The organism is Pseudomonas orientalis (genome assembly GCF_001439815.1).
GTDB classification, from domain to species: domain Bacteria; phylum Pseudomonadota; class Gammaproteobacteria; order Pseudomonadales; family Pseudomonadaceae; genus Aquipseudomonas; species Aquipseudomonas orientalis.
Genome location: NZ_JYLM01000001.1, coordinates 508,293 through 525,207, shown reverse-complemented (window position 1 = coordinate 525,207; position 16,915 = coordinate 508,293). Strand labels below are relative to the sequence as shown.

The window sequence follows — 16,915 nt, the reverse complement described above, 5'->3', positions numbered from 1 at the left end:
GTAATGGGAAACAACTGATTAACCTGACTCAGCGATCAGCTTTGTAGTTCCCACTCGATGCAGGTGCTGCGTGATCCAGGCACGACTGTACGCCAACACGCTGTCCGCCATCGCCAGCGGAAAATGAATGAACCCATGGGCCGACTCCGGCAACAAGTGCGCTTCTACCCCGCCCCATCGCTCGGCCATCAGCAGCGTGTCGTCCTTGAGCGGGTCCAACTCGCCCACAAACATCAACGCCGGCGGCAGGCCGGAAAAGTCACCATACAAGGGTGACAGCGGCGGCTGTCGACGCGCTTCGTCGCTGATGCCCGGCGTGAGCAAGCGCAGCGCCGCGACCATGCCCGGCCCGTCCAGCAACAGCGTCTGTGGCCCGGCCGCGCGCACGCTTGGCGTGCCGGTCAAGTCGTAGACCCCGTAGTACAACACCGCGCCAGCGACGCGTTCGAGCAACGCCGGCCATTGCTTCAACGCCAGCAAGGTCGCCGCCGCCAGGTGCCCGCCGGCCGACTCGCCGACAAAAAACACCGGCAACCCGGCAAACTCCGTGCAGTCCGTCAACAGCCAGCGCGCAGCGCTCAGGCAGTCTTCCAGCAGGCCTTCGACCGGGGTGTTGACCGCCAGCCGGTAGTCCACCGACACCACCGCCACGCCGCAGGCACGCACCATGCCCAGGTTGAGGTCGTCATTCATCTGCGCGTTGCCGATCACCCAGCCGCCGCCGTGGATATCCAGCACCACGCCTTTGGGCGCACCGTCGGGCCGCATGATGCGCACCGGCACACCGCCGACCAGCCTGCATTCCACCACAGGGGCCTTCTTGAACCGCTGACCGGTGCGCAGCAGTGCCTGGATCACACGCGGGGTGACGCGGTTGCGGACTTTAAAGCGCGGCATCCACGAAAGCTTCTGATTGAAACGGCGCATCTGGGCCAGTTCGGCCTCGCTGGCGGGCCAGAGTTGGTAAGCCATCAACGGTTATTCCGCAGAATCGAGAAATTCAACGCCGCCGCCACACACAGCCACGCCAGGTAAGGAAACAGGATCAAGCCGGTAATCAGGTCCAGGCGCACCGCCAGCACCACCATCGCCGCCACGGTCAGCCACAACAACACAATGATCACCATCCCGGCGAGCAAGCGGTGCGCGCCGAAGAACACCGGTGTCCACAGCGTGTTCAACGCAATCTGCGCCGCCCACAGCGCCAGCACCAGCTCGCTGCCGGGGATCAGGCTCAAGCGGTAACCGGCCCAAGCCAGCAGCAGGTAGATAATGGTCCACGCCACCGGGAACAGCCAATTGGGCGGGGTGAAGCTGGGCTTGACCAGGGATTCGTACCAGGCGCCGGGTTTGAAGATCACGCCGGTACTGGCGGCGGCGGCGCAGGCGAGCAGGAAGATGAAAAAGGTCATGGTCGGTCCTTGAGGGGCAATGGTGGAAAGCAACACTGTGTTTTTCAGTGACTCGAACGGGCGCGCATAAATTCCCTATACGCGGCAAAAATGACAGCCAGGCCATCTCTTCTGCGCGTCATGAAAAATGGGTAAGGTGGCCACACCACCGCACGTTGCCCAGTTCAACCACCTCATCAGAGCGCCCCCTCTTGGCTTCCACTCACCGCAGCACGCCCTGGTCTGTGTTCCTGATCTTCCTGCGCCTGGGCCTCACCTCCTTTGGCGGGCCGATTGCGCACCTGGGCTATTTTCGCGAAGAGTTCGTCACCCGCCGGCGTTGGCTCAGCGAGCGCAGCTACGCCGAACTGGTCGCCCTGTGCCAATTCCTGCCCGGCCCGGCCAGCAGCCAGGTCGGCATCGCTTTGGGCCTGTCGCGCGCAGGATATGCTGGCGCGGCGGCAGCCTGGGCCGGGTTCACCTTGCCGTCGGCCATCGCCCTGATCCTGTTTGCCCTGGGCCTGTCGCGTTATGGCGCCGCCCTTCCGAATGGCGTGCTGCATGGCCTTAAAGTGGTCGCCGTGGCGGTGGTGGCGCAGGCCGTGTGGGGCATGGCGCGCAACCTGTGTCGCGGCTGGGCGCGGATCACACTGATGCTGGGCGCTACCGCCCTGGTGCTGCTGGAACCGTCCGCCTGGAGTCAGGTCGCGGTCATCGCCACAGCAGGCGTGGCCGGCCTGCTGCTGTTCAAGCCCGAGACCCACCCAGAGCCCGACGCGCTGCCCATCGCCATCAGCCGCCGCACCGCAACGCTGTGGCTGGCGCTGTTCCTGCTGTTGCTGGTGGGCTTGCCGATCCTTGCCGACTGGGTCACCCACCCCACGCTCGCCCTGGTCGATGCTTTCTACCGCACCGGCTCACTGGTCTTCGGCGGCGGTCACGTGGTGTTGCCGTTGCTGCAAGCCCAAGTGGTGCCCACGCACTGGGTAAGCAACGACCTGTTCCTCGCCGGCTACGGCGCCACCCAAGCCGTGCCCGGCCCATTGTTCACCTTCGCCGCGTTCCTTGGCGCCTCGATGAGCCACGCCCCGACCGGCTGGTTGGGCGGCCTGATCGCCCTGCTGGCGATCTTCGCGCCGTCGTTTCTGCTGATCTTCGGCGCACTGCCCTTCTGGGCCAGCCTGCGCCGAAGCCCGCGCACGCAAGCCGCACTGGCCGGCGTGAACGCAGCGGTGGTGGGCCTGTTACTGGCGGCGCTGTATCAACCGGTGTGGACCAGCGCAATTTTCACCCTCTACGACCTCGCCTTCGCCCTGCTCGCCCTCGCGGCGTTGATGGTCTGGAAGCTGCCACCGTGGCTGGTAGTCGCAGCAAGTGCCGTAATCGGATAGCTGCTGAACCTGGGAGGCGGCTGAGATCAAAGGTGGGAGCTGTCGAGCCCCAGCGAGGCTGCGATGGGATCGCCTCGGTCGCCCTTCAAACCGCAGCCCGCGCATCGCCCTGGTCTCAGTCCGGCTCCACAATCCTGAGCCAAGGCCAGCGCACCTGATAACTTCTGGCCTTTTCAGCAAACAATTGCGGCTCCGGATGCAGCGGATTGATCCGCAGCAGCCCCTGCTCCACATCCGCCAACCCATAGGGCGCGTACACCTCACCGGTGGCAATGTCCAAAGCGATGCACGTACCCGCCACCAGATACCGGTCCACCCCCTGCCGGGCCGACTGCAACTGCGGGTATGGCCGGCCAAAGCGCTGCCCATACCAGAGATGAACGCGCGCCTGGTTCTTGACCTCCACGCTGACGCCCAGGTCCTTGAACAACGCCTCGGCTCTTCGAATCACCGCATCCTCCGCCGCGTAGGACAGGTCCTCATCGAAGTAAAACACGTCATAGTCCTTCACCCCCGCCTCCGCCGGCCGCTGCGCCTGATGATTCCACACCGCCTGGAACAGACAGCCCGCCGTCAGCATGCACTGCGCCACCTCCAAGGCCGGCAAGCGCGCGGTGATCTCAACGTTGACGGGGTTGGCCATGGCCAGGTCGAGGAAGGTATTGACGGTCAATGTCATGAAGATTCCTGGGTAATCAGTGCGGTGCGCTCGACTCTACAACAGCACGGTGAACGGTGACACCGCTCGAAACGCGACTGCCGGTATGATGCACGCAAGCCCCCACGCACAACCGGAGCCCCGATGCCGCTGACCAAACGCGACTGCGCCCGCCTCGAACGCCAACTGACCGCCGCCCTCACCGACGCCTGCGAAACCGCCAAAGCCGAAATCTTAGGCTTCGACTGGCTGACCCACACCGTCGACTACAGCGCCTTCCCGCAAAGCCTGCGCGTGACCTGGGTATTCGACACCCGCGCCAACAAGGCACTTGCCCTCAGTTGCGGTGCCGATCAACGCATGCGCGAACTGACCGCCACGGCTCTGCACGAAGCGGACGTGCCGCCCCTGCCGATGGAGCGCTGCGTGCACTTTGATTGCGAAGAAGACTGCCGCCTGCAACACGCGGGCGACTGGCGTGCGCGGCTGGCGCGCCACTGACCCGACCAGACGCGCCGAAGCCCGCAGGAAAAATCCCAACCCCCTGCAACGCCTTGCTCCCTTGCCTACGCATGGGTCAGAATCCGCCAGCTTGTGCGCTGGGATGGCCGTTATTAAGGTGGCTCGGTCGCTGAATGTCTCGGCGATCGGGTTTAGTAGCCTGAAGGTTTATCCAAACAAAAGTGCATGAGCTGCATCAATCAGACATTCCTGTCTGTACTTGATGGTGGCTGTGCGCAGGGCACCTTCGGGTGCGCCGGCTTTCGTTTGGATTCCCCGGTCTACTAACCTGCGCACAGCTGCCACCCTTCTGTTTAGTAGCTAAAGGGCGGTAGCCACACTCAGGAATTCAAACATGCTATTCACCGTCGCCTCCAACGCCACCCACGAAACCCTCATCACCAACAGCTACGAAACCTTCACCAGCGTCAGCACCCTGCTACTCGACCTGTCCGAAGACCTCAACGGCAAACACCGCGACATCGCCCTGGCGATCCACCAACTGAGCGAACTGGGCGTACTGCTCACCGCCAGACTGCTTGACCGCGAAGTGCCGTGCGCTGGCTGATCTTCAAGCACCCGACGCGAAAGCCCCTTTAATCGCCGCGTCGTTGTACGCACGTACGACGACTTGGCGATTTGCTTTTGATGGCTGGTTCGAATGACGCAACTGCGCAGTTTTCGGCCGAGAGCAATTCTCACGATAACTGCTTTTTGACGCCAACGCATGACGTGGCATCTGGCAAAAAAAGGACCTCATTCGCACGCTAGGTATCGAGAAATTCAAACGAAGAGTTTTAGCAGATTCTCCAACAGCGCTTTAAACTCAGCGCGATCTGTATATCCGTAAAAATATTCGTCATTGACATGTAATTTCCAGCAGCAAAGGACGCTTGATGAGAACCCCACTACTCGCCCTGACTCTCGCAGCGCTATTGAGTGCATGCGCCATCCCTTACGAAACCCCGCAAGACCGCGCCAATATTGAACGCGACCTGAAGCTCAGCGCAGACGAAATCGTCACCATCACCGAAACCAACTGGTGCTTATTTCCCTATGGTGATTTGCACGTGTGTAGAGCCACGCAAGGCTTGGGTGTGCTGACGAAGAACAAGCTAGTGCTGGCCCTGTATAAGGGCGGTATTTACCAGCAAGCTGAAGTCATCAAAGCAAGTGATGTGCAGTGTGCCCACCTGCAAAGTGGCAGAGACGCAGCCGATACCTTCTACCTGTTCAGTGAACATTGGGCAGCCATGCTGGCGCCCATTACCGTAAGAGGTGCCTTGGCCCTCGACAAGAAAGCCCAGTTCCTGAGCGTGTTGGTGCCGCCGAGCACTGAGAGCTTCACGGCTGCGCAAGGCAATTTTATTCGGGTCACCGATCGCAAGAATTACTCGGCTGTGGCGGTACCAGGTACCAAAGCCTATGTAGGCACAAGCGAGAGTATTCGGGAGATTTTTAATCCATGTACTCAGGGAAAGAATCGCTCAACCGCATCCTAAGTCCTGACCTTTCGAATGAAACAATCCGGCAGCAGTTGCAGCGCAAGTAGCTCAACGCAGGCTCGATGCGCCGGGCGTGTAGAGCGCCGGCAGTGATAGACACAATGAAATAGGCCGCAAGACATTGAGTCCCGCGCTCACCATCAGCCCGCAAGATGGCTCCGTTCATATCGCAAATGTGATGAGAAGGGATTATCGGCTACCGTCGGGATAAGCTACTGACTGGTAACTTTCGGTTATTTTATGCATGCCATCACCGGCTGCTCTGGGTCGAAAACAGTCACTCCTACCCGAAACGTCCACGGAGAATTGGCCCATGAAAACCGCCCTAATATCCGACACTCACAATCTTCTCCGCTCCGAAGCCATCGGCGCGCTCCAAGGCTGTGACCTGATCATCCACGCCGGCGACATCGGCAACCCGGACATCCTCGTCCAGTTGTCCAAAATTGCTCCCGTCCACGCCGTGCGCGGCAACAATGATCTCACCAGTCCATGGGCCAAAGACCTCCCCGACCTTCTGACCTGCACTCTTAACGGCTGGCATACTCTCCTTATCCACGACATCGCCGACGTCCCCGCCGATGTAGATCCAGACATAAAGCTCATCATCACCGGCCATTCCCACAAACCGCGCATAGAATGGCGCGGCGATCGTCTATACGTGAACCCTGGTAGCGCCGGCCCTCGGCGTTTCAAATTGCCGGTCACGCTGGCAATTCTCGAGATACAACCCGACAGCATCGAGCCGCGCCTGATTTTCCTGCTGGATCCCCCCGCCTGAAATCGCTACGGTTACCGCGATCCATAACAGGGAATCCACGCATGATCTGCAGCGCCAACAGTTGCGGCTGCGTTTTGTAGGAGGCGGTGTTTAATCACCTGGCGCCACCCGGTTTCGAAGCGGTAAGGGGCACAAAAGGGAACTCATTTATTTCTCAGAGGAAATGAGCGTTGGCAGAAGCTGCTGGGTGACTGGCAGCTATCGGCCAGAAGCAGCCGTTCAAGAGCGACCGCTTCCCGCCACTTACGGAGTGACAAGCAGGCCTCTGGAATAGTTTACAAGCGAGCCCACTATGGTGTTTACGGAAAGTTGGTTATTAACGACGTCGCCGAACGCACCAGCATGAGTCAGTCCGAAGCCGGTCGCGTGATAGCGTGGGAATGACGTTCCGCTGGTTGGCTTCGGCATCTTCTCAGTGCGTGCGCGATCGGCCAGGATCGATCGCAACCCACAAACCGGTAAAACGATCAAGATCCCGGCCGCCAATGTCCCCCTCGTTCAGGCCCGGAAAAATTTCAAGGACTAGGTGAACTTACTGCAACACCGCGCGAGAAAAACAAAAGGGCCCGAGCGGGCCCTTTTGCTTGTCAGCGATGTACCGACCCGAGGAACGTCAGTTAACGCGCTGCAACGTTCCGTTGGCCAGCGGGGCAGCTAAAAGTTGGCTGGGCCCACCGTGCTCCTTGGAGCTCGATATCAGGACCTGGCGCGCTGCCCGGCTGGCTCCGAGGTAGACGCGTGAAACGTAACGGCGGCGCGAGCCCTGGCCTTGGTCTTCGTCATAGTCCGCGCTATCCGAATGGATGAGAAATACAGTGTCGAACTGCAACCCTGCCACAAATTCTGGCATGCTGAAGACGCACTTGTTCTTGGCGTTGCGTAACTCCTTGAGGTCTTCGCGGGTGGTTATCGCCACGACTCTTTCCCGTACCCTCCCGGCAACACGAATCTTGTCGAATAGCGCCTCATTCAGACAGAGCACTGCCACCTGGCTACCGCCACTATCAATGCTACGCCCTCTGCGGATGGCCTGGTCAAGGACGCCGTCAATCAAGTTGATATCGGTGTCGTATATGGTTAGGCTCGGAGTTTCGCCATTTTCCTGCTGCGACTCGGCCACGTAAGTCGCGTACTCGCCCTCCAAATCCATGGCTGGGAAAGCGGCGTCCAGGTCGCGCAGGAGCGCGGTGATCTGCGGCGTTGAACGGTAGACCTGCTTAAGCTCAGTCAATACGGACTCCCCAACGCCCGGGTTGCGGAACCTCTCCATTCCACCACTGATGGCGATGTCGTTTGTGGCCTGCTTTATGTCGTAGGCCATGAGTAAGGGCCATCGGCCGGAAATCTGCGCCCGCGTCTTGAACAGGTTGTGCAGCAACATTGCCTCGGCGCGGGTAAAGTAGTGATATTCGTCGACGAACACCAGATCAAAGCCATCGCGCTCCCGCAGCGCCCCCCATTCATGGGTACCAATGTACCGATCGAAGTCGGCGATCATCTGGTCCATGCTCAGCATCTGCTCAGTACGCAGTAGCGCCCGGTAGATGTCATGAATCTCCAGCACCACGCGCCGGTGGGCTTCGGTGGGCAAAACCATCTGCCAGAGCTCCCTGGAGCCCCCACGCGCATAACGGTTGCCTTCGGTGGTGTCCTTCTTGATCGACTCCAGGTCAAGCACACAGCCGAACTCATTCATGAGTTCGTCAATGAGCGTGGCGTCGGTTGCATGATTCACCAAACGCGCCTGGAAGTCAGGACAGCCGGGGAACAGGTCAAACACAATACGAGCATCTTTCACGACCTGGTCGATGGCCTGCTCAATGAGCATCCGCTGGAATTCGCGCCCTTCACGACCGTCCAGCGACAAGGGCCTCAGGCCCTTTTTCTCGTAACCTAACTTCTCCTGTGCAAGCTCGTAGATCGTACCGATCCAAAGTCTGGGCTGCTCGCAAGAGCACTTCAACGATGTCCAGCGTTCGGTGGGGTCAAGTGCGTGGAGCATGCCACGCACGACTGTGTGGGCCAATGCCGAGCTATGGGTCAGGAAAGCGAAGGTTTTATTGCCCTCTGTGTCAGAGTAAAGATCGCGCAGGCACTTCACCACCATCGATTGTGTCTTGCCGGTACCGGCTGCACCACGCAATCGTACCGGCCGGTCATGCGGTCGATCGACGAATTCGCGTTGCTCACGGTTCAAACGATGCAGATACCATTCCTCCAGTGTTCCCGCACTTGCCAGCCGGACGCCCAGGGTCTCCGACAGTAGGACCCCGAAGTTACCAACTTGGGGAGGCGAGGGCGCGTCGGCCAGTAGGGCATCTGGGATACCTTCAATTGCGCGCTGATACAGCGCATCGTCCTCTGGCACTCCATCCAAATCAGCAGGGTTGCTAGTAACAGCAAATGCGTAGAGATTGCCGGTGCCATCCGGCGATTGATCAAAGTAAATTCGCTGCAGGGCGGCTCGGGAAGCCTGTGCGAAAACTGAAAGTCGAGGCCCTGCGTGATAAGGCTGCCACTGGATAGGGATAGCTATGTTGCGATCGAAGTGGCGCAACGCGACACGGATCACTCGCTCAAAGGCGGTGCGTAGCCTAGCAAGGCCTGCAGCAGGCCCGAAAACACCAGTGTTGATCACCAGGTAGCCGTCTTCGAGTTCGGCATTTTCCGAAAGCAGGTAGACGATACCATTCGCCTCCACACGGCGAAGCCCATCAGAGTTCTCTGGTACTTCGAACTTTTGCAGCCAAGCATCCTCTACGAACGCCCGGTCCAGAATGCTGATCGCCCTCTGGTCAACGACAAGAGCGGATACGGTCGTCGTCATCGTCATGCCTCCTGGAGTTTTTTCTTGAAGAATTCTTCGACCGTAAGCTCAGTCGCCGTCTCGCAGGCGGATTCGAAGGTCGTAGGCATACCGATACGGGAAAACAGGAATGCGAGCTTTTGTGTGATCGAGAAACGTATGCCATCGTTGAGACGCCCTACGCGATGGAATGCGTCCGGGTGGTCATGGATGCGCGCATCCTGCTCGGTGAAGTACAAGTCTGAGGCCATAATGGACCACATAGAACGAAGCATAACCACAAAACCCAGACCGCTCTGTCGAGGCAGCTCCGGGAGCACGAAATAATCCTGAAAGCCACCGCTGTCCTTGAAGGCATCTCGTACGTTGTCCTGTTGGGTTTTTTCGTCTGTACCGTAGAGGTTCCAGGCGCCTTTCAACCGGCTGAAAGCGGTCTGGGTTTCGTCGGAGTTCACCGTTAGCGCGAAGGCCTGTAGGCTGCGTAGCTGCTTGTCATCTGCGGCAGGGGATTTGCCGGTGACGCTCGCCAAGATTTCTTCGGCCGACTTACTGCGCAGCCATAGCACCAGATTCTCATGCGTCACCGCTGTAAGACCAAGATCCCGCTTGCGGATCTGGCCATTGAGATATTCCAGTACTCCTTTGGAACGCTTTTCCGAGAGCTTTCGCAGCTGCTCTTGAGCCCAGGGACCTTCCACATAGGCTGTCATGGGAACAATTTCCAGCCACGTATAGCGGTTACCCGCCTTGCGCTGAGCAATGTCGCAATCGGCCGTTATCACGATCCCCAGCGTCTCGGTCTCCCCGTTCGTGGGATTCACCTTGCGGATGACGTCGCCTTGGCGCACCTCCTCCGTGTCTTCGATCTGCGTGAAAAAACCCAGCATGTAAACGCGCCTCCGAAAGCATCAATGATCCATTTTGACAAGCTATGCTAGATGCTGGCAAATCGCCTTGCATTCCGGCCAGACTGCGAACTCAAGAGTTGGCAAACCGCGCGCCGAGATTGGCTCGGCTAGTCCTGACGCTTCATCAGGTCGCCGCCGCTATCCGCATGCTCATGGCTGAACTACAGGGCCTGCACAGACCGTTCCCCAACCTTCTCGGTTGCCCGAACGACTTCACTTAAAACCAGTTCTAGGAAAATTGAAGGCACAGTTCCACTCATTGGGTTAGTGCGAAATTGCACCCTACTGGAACAACTACTTACATTCGAGCTGACCAGCGTTTTGCATTTCTACTGACCACCGATTGCGTCGAGCTTGACTAGGCACCCAACGTCGCCAATTTCGGCAGAAAACGGCCATTCGTACGCTTATATAAAGTCTCGAATTCACTTTTCCCTATAAATGGCAACTTGGTTACGGCCACGGCCCTTTGCCAGATATAGCGCCTTGTCAGCAAGCTCGATCAGCAGTTTGCTGCTTTCCGAACCTATCGGTGCGAAAGTAGCCAGACCAATGCTAACTGTAACTACCGAATCAGCATTTGGTGAGCAGTGCGGTATATTTAGTAACTCCACATTTTTACGTAGTTTTTCCGCAATGAATTTGGCCTCATCTGACGACGCTCCTGGCAAGATCGCTGCGAATTCTTCTCCCCCGTATCGTGCGGGCAAATAATTCTCATTGGCAATCGTATCCCGCACTGCAGATGCAACACTTTTTAGTGCCTCGTCGCCACCCAAATGCCCAAAACGATCGTTGAACAGCTTGAAGAAGTCGACGTCAATCATCAATAAAGATATCTCTAAATGTTCATTGCCGACGCGCCGCCATTCGGTCTCTAAGAATTCGTCAAAATGCCTACGATTTGACAGTCCAGTCATGCCATCAGAATGTATTAGCCGTTGCAACTTATTGTTAGCGCGTTGCAAAAATAGATTTGTGTCTAAAAGCTGCTGCTGACTAACTCTTAAGGCGCGATATGCTTGATCTAGTTGTGTTGTGGCATTAAAAGATCGGGAATGATATCGAAGCCGAGCCGTAAGTTCTATGGGGTCCGGCAATTTAACTATATAGTCGCTATAACCAACTTCAAAGGCGCGACTTTTTTACTATTGAATCCTCTTTAGTGGACAAGGCAATTATAGGTATATTTCGAGTATTCTGGTTCTTTTTATAATCGTTTATTAGTGAAAAACCGTCAACGCCTGGCATGACTAAATCTTGAAGAATCACTGTGGGTTTTATTTTCTCGGCTTCAATAACGGTCTGCATCGCGTCAGCGCAGTAATGAAACTCTATATTGTTTTCACCTGCTAGGTTACGGCGTACGGCCTCGCCAATCATTGGTTGATCATCAACTACCAGAACGATGACGGTGTTGATGTCGGTATTCAATAACAGTTGAGCAGGTATTTCATCCATGTCTCGCCTCGCTTGATATTTCACAGCCTGCCTGAAAACGATTTACCGTTCACTCGCTATGAATTGACAACAGTTTAGTAGATTTTTTGAAGATCCGCTTATGGCTAAAAAACAGGCGGTCGCGATCGGCTGTTTGGCCGATATCTGGCTGTCGCGAAGAACAGCAACGACCCTTTGAAGAGGGTTGGTCATAGAAGATTGATCTGCTCACATTTCACTCGGCGGGTGATGCATGCTGTTAGAAGATTGTCAGGTACCGGGTTTGTCGAGACCATATTCCATACCGCCAACTATCCACTCTCTAAACCAGCGAGGTTTAATATCATAAAACTCAAGGAATCGCAGGTAGTCTTTGATGTTTGATCCGTCAAAAGTTCGGCCATCATAACTTTTTTGAATATTGGTTTTGCAGAATTCAGATAACTCAGGATTCTCGACATCCGCCAAAAAGATCATAATATATATTGAGTCACCGGCTCCCAGCATCGCCTTATCAATTGTTATGTTTTCAATATGCCCTTCCAGTGACCTTTCAACATCTGAAAGCTTAATTTTTCTTTTAATATATGCTTCCACAATTGATGAGGGAGTTACTGAATCAACTTCACCAGAGCAAAACTGTTCAGTTGTTAAGTGTGCGTAGCTTTTACAGCTTATGAAGTTTTTAATTATATCAATTGATGGCGAAAGAGTTAAAAGGGTTTTATTCCACTCATCACTCCAAAGCTCTAGTTGGTAGTGAGTGGCAATAACTTTTGCAGTTAGCACCCTAATGAAAATGCCCAGATTAAAATGATTTGAGTGAAGCATGAAATACGGTGGTAATGGCCAGATCAAGCTTTCCCTGAAAACCTGACGTCCATGGGCAATTGAGTTTCTCGCAAAAATTAATTCTCTAATCAAATGTTGAACGCGATCATCCAGCAAGCCCTGCTGCTCAAGCATGTAATTTATCCTTGATCCCACAGACAGCAAGTCACCACCAAGCAAAACATCCTTCATTGTACGTGTCTTTTCTCTGACTTTCTCATCCAATGAAGACCCTCTATTTTTAAATGTATCGCCTATTAAATCGATTAAAAATGATGAGATTTTTCTTTCGGCCTCAGTTATTTGCTTAGTCTGATACTCACCCACCAATAGTTCTAATACGTGAAAAAAAGACAATATTGACTCATCCTCAAAAAGTCCTTGCCCTTCGCTTTCTAATAATTGATGCTGTGCCTTTCTCCATCTATCCAAGAGCGAAAAAAGTAGAGTATTCTGCGAGCTTGTTTCGCTATTGATGGTGTGGCAAATAGCCTTTAGATCCGTTGAGTGGTCACAACCATAAAGATGGCAGCGTGTTTCTATTTGTTCAAAAAAAACATGCTCCACTACCACGGACGAGTGTGAAGCTATAATGTCACATATAGTAAAGTCTCTTCCAGAAACGAAACTCAATATACCCAGCGCAACTAAAAGTTGAGGCCTGCTATACCGAGCGCTTTCATGCGCGGAGTCAAAGGACTCAATTTTTTCGTATATTTTTATGCACAGTAAAACTTGCCCTTCGGGGTTGGATGATTTTAATGTCTCAGCTATTACATTCAAAAAGCTAAACTGAATATCATCCTCTGACTCTAATGGAATACTGAAAGCTGACAGGGCCAGAGTGTGCTTTTCGATGCTCATCAATAATAAAGTCCATTTTCTGATAAATGTCTAGGAGCTAGCGAACACCCCTGATGCCAATAGTTCAACTTCTCAGTCAGTGATGATTGTAGCCTGGCATGCCAGCTAAACAGACTAGCTGGAGGGCTAACATTATGTGAATGATCAGCAGCAAGATTGATGACTTGCCTAATTCCCGCAGGTGAGACAAGTATCACCCTCAGATATGACATTTCCTGGACAGCCATCTTTGCAGTCCTCCCGCCTAACATCGTGTTCAACATTACATACGGGGCAATATAGAAGCGTTGCACTAGAGCTCTTTGGGCGAAGGTTTGCAAGTTTGAACTCAAAACCTGCATCAGTGTTTGCGCCTGCTAGGCACTCGGGACAGAGGTAAGCCCTTTGTTTTGCATCGATACCCATGTAATCTAAAATATCCGCTCTTTTGAGGATACTTTTGACTATAGAAAACTCCCAGCATGTTCGATTGATTGCGAACTCTCCGCCGCCGAGCTCAGAGTCCGGCGAGTTCTCAAGAAAATTCCTACGATTCCAGGCCCATGTTTCGGCGGGGAAAAGTGACTTGTGCATGTACAAAACCGCTTCGATGACTTCTGCAACTTGGACTGCGTTACTTTTTCCGACGGAGTGGATGATGACGTTGCGACGTTCACGAAGCGAGTGAAACCTTGCTGCGAATGTTGAACTAAGGGGAACAGGGGAAAATGTATCGTGGATTCTAATCAGGTCCTGGGCATCTACAGTTCTAAACTGAGAAAAGTCAATCGATTTCCCCACTTCACTGGAAGGCCATCGCGATGGGGGGTCTGAAATCAATAGATATGGTGAAATCGCCGCAATTTTTCCTTTAAGGACAAATTCGACGCCTTGTTGCACGATGGCTAATGACGTAGTCAGCGTACGTTGGGCACCTGCCCAATACTTCTCCGAGACCTCGTTTTTGTCGAAGCCGTAATAGTCAGCTTGATCTAGCTCGATAAGCAGACTTGACAGGGCATCCCATGCGAAGTTGAAAAGCTCTTTTCCTGACTGGTAGAAATCGCCTGACTCGGGAACATTAACGACCATGATACTTAAGCTCCTTTCCACATTGTTGTAAGCACTAGGTTCGGTAGTTATGCGTTTTGATTCAGTATTGAATCTCTCTTAAATGGAAGTTCTCGATTCAGAATGACTCAACCGAAAGATATCAAAGTGCCATCCCTTTGTCGAATGACTGCTTTCGGCCGAAAGCCGCCCTTCATCTCTACTCCAAACAACAGGATATCCGTAGGGGAAAGACAACAAAAACTCACAACACCGCTGGTCGCCCCCCACTCAAGAACCGCTCTAACCCGCCGATGACAAGGCTAATAGCTTGCGCGGCCACAGCCGCCAACCGAAACCACAGACAGGGAAGTTTGGACGTCTTTCACGCCCAACCCGGCGCACCTCAATCCTGTCATGAGTACCAACCCATGCTGCAAAAATCCCTGAGAGGCCAAATCCTCACGCTGCTGAGCGCCAGCCTGCTGGCGATATTGCTGATTGCCTTGGCCTGCTTTCATTTCCTGTCCAACGGCGTGCAAAACTACGCCAACCTGATCGAAGGCCCGCTGCATACTTCGCAATTGATCGATGAGGCCAACCTGCAATTCAAGGTGCAGGTTCAGGAGTGGAAAAACGTATTGCTGCGGGGCAAGCAGCCGGCAGATCTGGATAAGTACTGGAAGCAATTCGAAGACCGTCAGCGCGACGTGCAGGGGATCCTCGGCGAGCTGGCCGGCCAGAAAGGCCTGGACGGCCAACTCAAGGCCCGCATTGAACGCCTGCGTGACGAACACCGTCAGTTGGGCAGCGGTTACCAGAAAGGTCGCGATGCCTATATCGCCGCCGGTGCAGACCCCGCCGCAGGCGACGCTGCGGTCAAAGGTGTGGACCGCGCCACCAGCGATCAGATGAGCGAACTGGTCAGCGAACTGCGCAAGCAGGGCACCGAGCAATCGATGCTGATCAACGCCGCAGCCGCGCGCACGGTGATGGTGGGCACTGTCGTGATGCTCGCTTCGGGGCTGTTGATCGGCCTGTTGAGCCTTTGGTTGATCAACCGCAACCTGGTTGCCCCCATCCGCAAGCTGATCGACTACGTGGAGCAATTGAGCCGAGGTAAATTTGCCGAACGCGTGGCCAGCGCCCGTGAAGACGAGTTAGGCAAACTTGCGGTGGCCGCCAACACCTTGCGCGACTTTCTCGCCGAAACCTTCAGCCGCCTGCAGCGCAGCGCCAATGACCTGGACAGCGCCAGTGGCGAGTTGAGCGCCATCGCCGGCCTCATCGCCAGCGGCACCAATGAGCAGTTCAACCGTACCGACCAAGTGGCGACGGCGATGAACGAAATGTCCGCTACCGCCCAGGAAGTGGCGCGTCATGCGGCCGATGCCGCACGGGCGGCCGATGATGCCGACCAGTCCGCGCAGCAGGGCGAAAAAGTCATGAGCAACACCATTCACACCATCACCCAAATGCGTGGCGAGATCGTCAACACCGCCACCGTGATTCGTCGCCTGGAAACCGACAGTGGCCGCATCAGCAAGGTGCTGGAGGTCATTCGCGGCATCGCCGAGCAGACGAATTTGCTGGCACTGAACGCGGCGATCGAAGCGGCCCGTGCAGGCGACGCCGGACGCGGTTTTGCGGTAGTCGCAGACGAGGTGCGCAGCCTGGCTCAGCGTACCGCGACATCGATCATCGAGATCAATCAGATCATCCAGACCGTGCAAACCGGCGCGGAGGACGCGGCCAAGGCGATTGAAAGCGGCCAGACGCGCAGTGAAGAAAGTGTCGCGCAAGTGAATCAGGCCGGCGCTATGCTGGAGCGCATCACCCAAGCGGTGGAAGCCATTCGCGACATGAACCGTCAGATTGCGACCGCCGCCGAAGAGCAAACCTCTGTGGCCGAAGATATCTCGCGCAACCTCACCGAAATCACTTCGATTGCCAGTACCAACCTGGATAATGTGCAGCGCACCGAAGCGGCAAGCCACAACCTTCATGGGTTGTCCGGGCAGTTGAACGAAGTGACGGCACGCTTGAGTGCCTAGCTAATAGCTGATAGCAAGGATGCCTCCGCCATGGACCTCCACCAAATCAAACACCACCTGGCCCGCCCCACACTGAAACTTATCGCCGGGGGCTTCCGCCCTCTCGGTACTGACGAAGAAAGCTGGCTGGGTAATGTCTTCCTGTTCCGTCCCGATGAAGGCGTGCCGGTCAATCAGGCCGGGCAGCCGTTGCTGCCCTATGCCCAGTTCTACCTGCCCGCCCTGCCCTTCATCAGCCCGTTACTGACGGGGGTACGTGTGCTGACGGTCTTTATTTCAAGCCCGTTTCCCGAACCTTTTGAGCCCATGGGTGACAACTGGGTGATCCGCGAATACGGGCCACAGGATGTGTTGGTGCGCAAGGTGCTGCCGGTGGAGGGTGCGTTTCTCAAAGCCTTCGCGCTGAACGCCCAGGTCGTGCCGGATGATTTTCCACTGTGGGATGGTGGCGGCGTACCGGCTGATGTTGAGCAGGCGATACTCGAGCTGCAACGCGCAGGCGAACTACAGAGCTACTACGACCTCGTCACGCACACCTACGAACACAAAATCGGCGGCTATCCGTCGTTTTGCCAGTCAGGGGTGGATCCGGGCGAAGGCTTTGAGTTTGTCTTCCAGATTTCGTCGGATGCGAAGATCAATCTGAATGTGGTCGACAATGGGAGCCTGATGTTCTGGAAGCACGTCGAGACTGGGGAATGGGCGTTTTATTATGATTTTTACTGAGGTTTGAAGAGGCGCAAGCGCATGTCCCCG

The 16,915-nt window shown here is 55.5% G+C and carries 14 protein-coding genes and 3 pseudogenes; 9 read left to right on the top strand and 8 right to left on the bottom strand.

All coding sequences use genetic code 11. The features are described 5' to 3' along the window. Positions 1-18 precede the first annotated feature (18 nt). Together TU82_RS02280 and tspO are read right to left on the bottom strand one after the other, a co-directional pair. Positions 19-972 (bottom strand): alpha/beta hydrolase, encoded by a 954-nt coding sequence (locus TU82_RS02280; protein ID WP_057721512.1) that lies wholly within the window; start codon positions 970-972, stop codon positions 19-21. Then, positions 972-1,412, bottom strand: coding sequence for a tryptophan-rich sensory protein TspO (gene tspO, locus TU82_RS02275; protein WP_057721511.1), 441 nt, complete (start codon positions 1,410-1,412; stop codon positions 972-974). Before tspO ends, TU82_RS02280 begins: the two co-directional genes overlap by 1 nt. 191 nt (positions 1,413-1,603) lie before the next feature. On the opposite strand from tspO, the gene chrA reads away from it, so the two are divergent. After that, the gene (chrA, locus tag TU82_RS02270) at positions 1,604-2,782 is read left to right on the top strand and encodes a chromate efflux transporter (RefSeq protein WP_156421626.1); all 1,179 of its coding nucleotides are present in this window, start codon (positions 1,604-1,606) and stop codon (positions 2,780-2,782) included. A gap of 115 nt (positions 2,783-2,897) precedes the next feature. On the opposite strand, the gene TU82_RS02265 is transcribed toward chrA, so the two are convergent. Continuing rightward, complete coding sequence (locus TU82_RS02265) at positions 2,898-3,461, bottom strand: nucleotidyltransferase family protein (protein ID WP_057721509.1); 564 nt, start codon at positions 3,459-3,461, stop codon at positions 2,898-2,900. A 123-nt stretch (positions 3,462-3,584) separates the two neighbouring features. Here TU82_RS02265 and TU82_RS02260 point away from each other — a divergent pair, with 123 nt between their 5' ends. The 5 genes and pseudogenes from TU82_RS02260 to TU82_RS27515 form a co-directional block, all read left to right on the top strand. Beyond that, a complete protein-coding gene (locus TU82_RS02260) occupies positions 3,585-3,941 on the top strand; it encodes a hypothetical protein (protein WP_057721508.1) in 357 nt (118 codons plus the stop codon). A 355-nt stretch (positions 3,942-4,296) separates the two neighbouring features. Beyond that, positions 4,297-4,509 (top strand): DUF6124 family protein, encoded by a 213-nt coding sequence (locus tag TU82_RS02255; protein WP_057721507.1) that lies wholly within the window; start codon positions 4,297-4,299, stop codon positions 4,507-4,509. A 328-nt stretch (positions 4,510-4,837) separates the two neighbouring features. Beyond that, on the top strand, positions 4,838-5,443 hold the full coding sequence (locus tag TU82_RS02250; RefSeq protein WP_057721506.1) for a hypothetical protein: 606 nt from the start codon (positions 4,838-4,840) through the stop codon (positions 5,441-5,443). A gap of 316 nt (positions 5,444-5,759) precedes the next feature. Continuing rightward, positions 5,760-6,227 (top strand): metallophosphoesterase family protein, encoded by a 468-nt coding sequence (locus TU82_RS02245; RefSeq protein ID WP_057721505.1) that lies wholly within the window; start codon positions 5,760-5,762, stop codon positions 6,225-6,227. A 376-nt stretch (positions 6,228-6,603) separates the two neighbouring features. Next, positions 6,604-6,753, top strand: a pseudogene (locus TU82_RS27515) (HU family DNA-binding protein); the annotation flags it as partial. An 87-nt stretch (positions 6,754-6,840) separates the two neighbouring features. On the opposite strand, the gene TU82_RS02240 reads toward TU82_RS27515, so the two are convergent. The 5 genes and pseudogenes from TU82_RS02240 to TU82_RS28560 all read right to left on the bottom strand — a co-directional run bounded on the left by TU82_RS02240 (position 6,841) and on the right by TU82_RS28560 (position 14,147). Further along, positions 6,841-9,054 (bottom strand): UvrD-helicase domain-containing protein, encoded by a 2,214-nt coding sequence (locus TU82_RS02240; protein WP_057721504.1) that lies wholly within the window; start codon positions 9,052-9,054, stop codon positions 6,841-6,843. Between the two features lie 2 nt (positions 9,055-9,056). After that, complete coding sequence (locus TU82_RS02235; RefSeq protein ID WP_057721503.1) at positions 9,057-9,920, bottom strand: hypothetical protein; 864 nt, start codon at positions 9,918-9,920, stop codon at positions 9,057-9,059. Between the two features lie 446 nt (positions 9,921-10,366). Further along, a pseudogene (locus tag TU82_RS02230) lies at positions 10,367-11,402 on the bottom strand (GGDEF domain-containing response regulator). Positions 11,403-11,651: 249 nt separating this feature from the next. Then, positions 11,652-13,076: a hypothetical protein gene (locus tag TU82_RS28565; protein WP_072024045.1), complete on the bottom strand. Its 1,425-nt coding sequence runs from the start codon at positions 13,074-13,076 to the stop codon at positions 11,652-11,654. 168 nt (positions 13,077-13,244) lie between these two features. Beyond that, positions 13,245-14,147: a hypothetical protein gene (locus tag TU82_RS28560; protein WP_057721501.1), complete on the bottom strand. Its 903-nt coding sequence runs from the start codon at positions 14,145-14,147 to the stop codon at positions 13,245-13,247. Between the two features lie 272 nt (positions 14,148-14,419). On the opposite strand from TU82_RS28560, the pseudogene TU82_RS29425 reads away from it, so the two are divergent. The 3 genes and pseudogenes from TU82_RS29425 to TU82_RS02210 all read left to right on the top strand — a co-directional run. Next, a pseudogene (locus TU82_RS29425) lies at positions 14,420-15,226 on the top strand (hypothetical protein); the annotation flags it as partial. A 219-nt stretch (positions 15,227-15,445) separates the two neighbouring features. Next, positions 15,446-16,159, top strand: coding sequence for a methyl-accepting chemotaxis protein (locus TU82_RS29420; RefSeq protein ID WP_428838878.1), 714 nt, complete (start codon positions 15,446-15,448; stop codon positions 16,157-16,159). Between the two features lie 30 nt (positions 16,160-16,189). Then, entirely contained in the window at positions 16,190-16,885 is a 696-nt protein-coding gene (locus tag TU82_RS02210; protein ID WP_057721499.1) for a DUF1963 domain-containing protein, read from the top strand. Positions 16,886-16,915 lie beyond the last annotated feature (30 nt).

Bases quoted from the DNA above. Each gene is read 5' to 3' on its own strand.
- TU82_RS02255 (WP_057721507.1), top strand. From the start codon at position 4,297: ATGCTATTCACCGTCGCCTCCAACGCCACCCACGAAACCCTCATCACC.
- tspO (WP_057721511.1), bottom strand. From the start codon at position 1,412: ATGACCTTTTTCATCTTCCTGCTCGCCTGCGCCGCCGCCGCCAGTACC.
- TU82_RS02235 (WP_057721503.1), bottom strand. From the start codon at position 9,920: ATGCTGGGTTTTTTCACGCAGATCGAAGACACGGAGGAGGTGCGCCAA.
- TU82_RS02280 (WP_057721512.1), bottom strand. From the start codon at position 972: ATGGCTTACCAACTCTGGCCCGCCAGCGAGGCCGAACTGGCCCAGATG.
- TU82_RS02210 (WP_057721499.1), top strand. From the start codon at position 16,190: ATGGACCTCCACCAAATCAAACACCACCTGGCCCGCCCCACACTGAAA.
- TU82_RS28565 (WP_072024045.1), bottom strand. From the start codon at position 13,076: ATGAGCATCGAAAAGCACACTCTGGCCCTGTCAGCTTTCAGTATTCCA.
- TU82_RS02265 (WP_057721509.1), bottom strand. From the start codon at position 3,461: ATGACATTGACCGTCAATACCTTCCTCGACCTGGCCATGGCCAACCCC.
- TU82_RS02250 (WP_057721506.1), top strand. From the start codon at position 4,838: ATGAGAACCCCACTACTCGCCCTGACTCTCGCAGCGCTATTGAGTGCA.
- TU82_RS02245 (WP_057721505.1), top strand. From the start codon at position 5,760: ATGAAAACCGCCCTAATATCCGACACTCACAATCTTCTCCGCTCCGAA.
- TU82_RS28560 (WP_057721501.1), bottom strand. From the start codon at position 14,147: ATGGTCGTTAATGTTCCCGAGTCAGGCGATTTCTACCAGTCAGGAAAA.
- TU82_RS02260 (WP_057721508.1), top strand. From the start codon at position 3,585: ATGCCGCTGACCAAACGCGACTGCGCCCGCCTCGAACGCCAACTGACC.
- TU82_RS02240 (WP_057721504.1), bottom strand. From the start codon at position 9,054: ATGACGACGACCGTATCCGCTCTTGTCGTTGACCAGAGGGCGATCAGC.
- TU82_RS29420 (WP_428838878.1), top strand. From the start codon at position 15,446: ATGAACGAAATGTCCGCTACCGCCCAGGAAGTGGCGCGTCATGCGGCC.